At 37.3% G+C, this 4600-nt stretch carries 6 protein-coding genes; 2 read left to right on the top strand and 4 right to left on the bottom strand.

All coding sequences use genetic code 11. The features are described from left to right. The first annotated feature begins 287 nt into the window (after window positions 1-287). Both AAIB49_RS19475 and yppF read left to right on the top strand, forming a co-directional pair. Complete coding sequence (locus AAIB49_RS19475) at window positions 288-2510, top strand: beta-propeller domain-containing protein (protein ID WP_343459012.1); 2223 nt, start codon at window positions 288-290, stop codon at window positions 2508-2510. A 170-nt stretch (window positions 2511-2680) separates the two neighbouring features. Beyond that, on the top strand, window positions 2681-2869 hold the full coding sequence (gene yppF / locus AAIB49_RS19470) for a YppF family protein (protein ID WP_186869371.1): 189 nt from the start codon (window positions 2681-2683) through the stop codon (window positions 2867-2869). Window positions 2870-2909: 40 nt separating this feature from the next. On the opposite strand, the gene AAIB49_RS19465 is transcribed toward yppF, so the two are convergent. From AAIB49_RS19465 to AAIB49_RS19450, 4 genes are all read right to left on the bottom strand, one after another. Beyond that, entirely contained in the window at window positions 2910-3311 is a 402-nt protein-coding gene (locus tag AAIB49_RS19465) for an NUDIX hydrolase (RefSeq protein WP_343459011.1), read from the bottom strand. Window positions 3312-3362: 51 nt separating this feature from the next. Further along, a complete protein-coding gene (locus AAIB49_RS19460) occupies window positions 3363-3593 on the bottom strand; it encodes an NUDIX hydrolase (RefSeq protein WP_343459010.1) in 231 nt (76 codons plus the stop codon). After that, window positions 3594-4088 (bottom strand): hypothetical protein, encoded by a 495-nt coding sequence (locus tag AAIB49_RS19455; protein ID WP_343459009.1) that lies wholly within the window; start codon window positions 4086-4088, stop codon window positions 3594-3596. Between the two features lie 228 nt (window positions 4089-4316). Beyond that, window positions 4317-4600: zinc ribbon domain-containing protein (locus AAIB49_RS19450; protein ID WP_343459008.1), on the bottom strand; the 284-nt coding region annotated here is incomplete at its 5' end.

Genomic DNA, 4600 nt, shown 5'->3' with positions numbered 1-4600 from the left:
AGACACTGCGATGGTTTTATCGAGCAGATGTCGCCCCTGTACTGGAAGTGAAAGCGAAGTATATTTCCGGAGCGTGGTCATTGCTCATCATTCGGTTTTTCCTTTAAGATAAATTCTTTTGTCCCAGACTCTTCTTTTTTGTGGTTACCTTCCCCTTATCAGCATATCAAGCAAATCTTCGTTTGAGCTACGATTACGATATTTTATTGGTATCTTGAAACATTATGGAAATTGTCTACGTCTTATTCGTAAAGGTTCATTTTTCCTATACGAATGAGGTGGAGAATGTGTATAAAAAGATAGTACTAATCAGTATCATTTCCATTATTGGTGTTTGGTTACTCGTGGTGTTTGGATTCTCTAACAAAATTACAGCAGAGATACCATCTGCATCTAGTTTTGTTCCAACATTTAAAGATTGGACCATACACTTTTCAGAATCGATGGATCCAAAGACCTTTACGGAAGAAACGGTAATCGTTACTAATAATCAAGGTGAACGAATTCCAACCGAGTTAGAGTGGAATGATTCATACACGATACTAACACTTTTCGCACCAGAGAATGGTTATACCGTTGATAAATCGTATGATATTACCATTACTAGTGATGTTAAAACCGCAGACGGTGATAAACTTGCTAAGCCATTACAACATGCTTTCACTGCAGTAACACAGTTACCTAACATTAAAGATCAAAAACAGCTTCTCACGTTATTGAAAGAACGAACGACACAACAAAATGAAAAACAAAGCTTCTCTACCATGCAGGAGGAATCTCTTGATGGTGCTGCTGATGCAAGTAAAGGTCATACGGGAGATGGTGAAAGCTCTATGACAAACATTCAAGTAGAAGGAGTAGATGAAGGAGACATCATAAAGACTGATGGCAAATCCCTTTTCTTCGTACGTGATGGGGATATTCTCATCACCTCAGCAGATAAGGAAAACAGCCAATTATTAAGCCGAATAAAAGTGAAGAATTATTACCCACAAGAAATTTACCTATATCAAGACCTTTTAATTGTCATTGGAGAAAAAACAGAACCACTCCGAGATAAGGAATTAAAGGGTGCGGAGCCTATTTTCTTCAGTCAGACTTCTACCTTAATTTATGATGTCAAAGATCCTAAAAATCCAAAACAAATTCGTGAAGTGAGTCAAGAAGGATATTATAGTTCATCCAGAATTCTAGATGGTTATTTATATTTAATTGCTAACGAATACCCTCCATACCATATTTTAAGTTCCAATGAGGATGTAGATGTAAGGCCATTTATAAAGGATTCTACTGTTGGTGACGAAAGCAAACCTGTTGCTTTTCCTGATATGTATTTCTTTCCAGATAGTACGGAAGAACAATTTCTAATTCTTACTTCCATAGACCTTAACGATATGGAAAAGGAAGCAAATATGGAGACCTACCTTGGTGCATCTCAGCAAATCTATATGTCTCATAACAATCTTTATATAGCGGTAAATAAATATAAGGAAATGGAAAATGAAGAAACCGAAAATGATGGAACCGATGCTAGTGAAGTTGCTTCAAGTGACATGATGATATGGCTACCAAGGGAAGCAGATACTGAAATTTCACAGTTCCAAATTGCAGAAGGTACGTTAACATACCATGCATCAACCATAGTAAATGGTACACTAGTTAACCAATTTGCAATGGACGAACGAAATGGAATATTCCGAGTGGCGACGACTAAAGGGAATACTTGGGATGAAGCATCGTTATCTACTAACAATTTATATACGTTTGATGAAAACTTAAAGCCTGTTGGGGCTTTAGAGGGATTAGCAGAAGGCGAACGGATTTACAGTGTCCGCTTTATGGATGAAGTAGCTTATATGGTTACATTTAAAGAAGTAGATCCATTGTTTGTCATCGATTTACAAGATCCATCGAATCCAACTGTTCTCGGAGAATTAAAGATTCCTGGGTTTAGTAACTACTTGCATCCGCTCGATGAGAATCATGTCATAGGATTTGGGCAAGATACGAAAGTCGAAAAAGAAGACGGCATGAACGAACCAATCGTTCTTACAAATGGATTAAAGATTTCCGTCTTTGATGTGACCGATCCAACCAACCCGAAGGAAAAATTCTCAGAAGTAATTGGTCAAGGTGGTTCCTATTCTGAACTACTCTATAATCACAAAGTACTGTATAAGCATCCAACCGAAAATATTTATGGCTTTCCTGCAACACTATCCGAAACAAAGACGGTCCATAAAGGTGATATAAGCTACGAGGAATACAGTGTTATTTTCGAAGGGGCATTACTATATGAAATTACCCCAGATGGGATTCGTCTACTGGATACGATTACACACCAGGAAACGTTTAACAACTACCCAGAATGGACTTCTGAGATTAAAAGAATTGTTTCGGTAGAAGATAGCCTTTACACCTTATCTTGGGATCAAATGAAGGTGTATGATTTAAAGCAAAAGCAAATGTTGAAAACGATAGAATTACCTGAGCTATCGTTTGAATATTGAGGATTGGTAGGAGGAAGCATCGCTCGTTCCTCCTCATTTTTTACCATTTCACATAAAGCGTTTAAGTAAGTCCCTCCAATAATTAGCAACTTTTTATCATGATATCCCACACTGAAACATATACATGTTATACAGTTGTACTAGCAACTTTTTGATAAGGAGGGCATTATATGCTAATCAATGAATTAGTTTCTGACTATGAGATGGAACGAAAAGAATCTCCTAAAACATTGAACGATATATTAGATTACTATCAAAAGAAATATATTGCAGGAGAAATAGATATTCGATTTTATCGTGATGTATACAACTATTTACACCAGCAAGGTGCCACCTCCGCACATGAATACAGCTACTAATATTAAACAAAAAAGCCAACAAAAAAGCCAGATGTTAGTACTAATCTATCATCTGGCTTTTTAAGCACTTTTCTATTAATTTTTCATCCTCAGGATAGGCATGCTCAATCACCGCTAAACCCTCTAATGAAAACCATGCCATCTCCTCAATCAATTGGTCAGGATCATTAATTCCACTGCTGTTACTAATCCTATCCACTACAAAATAATGTGTCGTAACGGAAATACCCCGCTTAACAACTTTTTTAACATAAATTTCTTCTTTAATCGTAACAGTGTAGCCCGTTTCCTCTTTCACTTCCCGTATACAACAATGCTCTGGTGTCTCTCCTTCCTCTATGCCACCAGAAGGGACTGCCCATTGGCTACTCCCTTTTGCTCTAACCATTAACACTTCCCTATTATGGATACAAATAGCCGCTGAACCTCTCCACTCCTCCATCCTTTAAACTCCCTTCTCCTTATCTTGAACTTGTATCTAGCAGAGCAACGTTCAGATTATTGGAATCCTTTGCTTAGCACTTTCCTGCCCCTCTCGACTTCCGGCTGGAATTTCCCACTGATTTCGCCATTTATTAAAACAAAGCAAAAACTTATCTTCGCATTGTAAAATAGCATAGGATCCTGCTAGCATCTCAAAGCTACTCATATCCTTTTCTTCCAATATTAAAAAATCAAGAAATCGAAAACCATTATTCTTCCTCTGTATCATTACGATCCCCACTTATAAGCTCCCTTCTTTATACCGATCAAAGTATTGAATCCATTGTAGTAGCTGGTTCTCTATATCAGAATTAGTACTTAAAGTAACAGACTGGAGTTGACCATTATGAAGGTATATATGCTCTGTCCATACCTTATCAAACTTCTTCTCCGTATAACCTAACTGATCGAAATATGCCTCTTGTATCCAATTCCTATCATCTAAATTAATAAAGAAGATGAAAAAGCCATCCTGAATAGACTCGATTAATTTTTCTTTTGTTATCTGTTTTATATAATGAGGCTCAATGATGACAAGCTTATACTCTTCTAATGAGTTATCAATCACCGAGGAATACTTTACATGGGTTGGAAGCTTTTCGAATGCTTGTACCATCGATTCATTATCGCCAATATATTGAACACCAGAAGATAACATTACTTCCTCTTTTTCTATGTCAGGAGAACAACCGTATAATAGGAGAAATACTATAGTCATTAGGATTAATCGAATCAAATTGTTCCCCTCCCAATCATAGAACCATTCCTTAAGTCTCTCTTTTAGTTACTTGCGTCCGGATAGGTTTCTCTTAAAAATGTCATGGACTGTTTAATTAGATCTTTTAGCACCTCTACATTCAATATCAGCAAGCTTGTTAATTTGAACTACCCACCACTTATCGACCTTATGGTCTGATTGAAGTGGGGGATTCCTAAGAACACCAACCTATTAGTTAGTTATGGATTAGGCTATCCCCGCAGTTCCTGCGGTTAATCGTAATGCTTCGTTACGAAGATTCAAACTTGCGTTAATATCTCTATCGTGACGGGTTTTACACGTAGGACACTCCCACTCACGCAAAGCAAGATTTTTAACGTCTTTATACTTATGACCACACGTGGAACAAAGCTGACTGGAAGGGAAATTTTTCGCTACGATCACAACCTGTTTTCCGTACCAATTTGCTTTATATTCCAACATTGTGCGAAATTGTGACCAAGATACCTCGCTGATAGCCTTAGCAAGAT

This window comes from Ornithinibacillus proteolyticus, assembly GCF_039581225.1.
Classification (GTDB): domain Bacteria; phylum Bacillota; class Bacilli; order Bacillales; family Amphibacillaceae; genus Ornithinibacillus; species Ornithinibacillus massiliensis.
The sequence above is the reverse complement of the archived record's forward strand: the minus strand, read 5'-3'. Positions and strand labels throughout refer to the sequence as shown.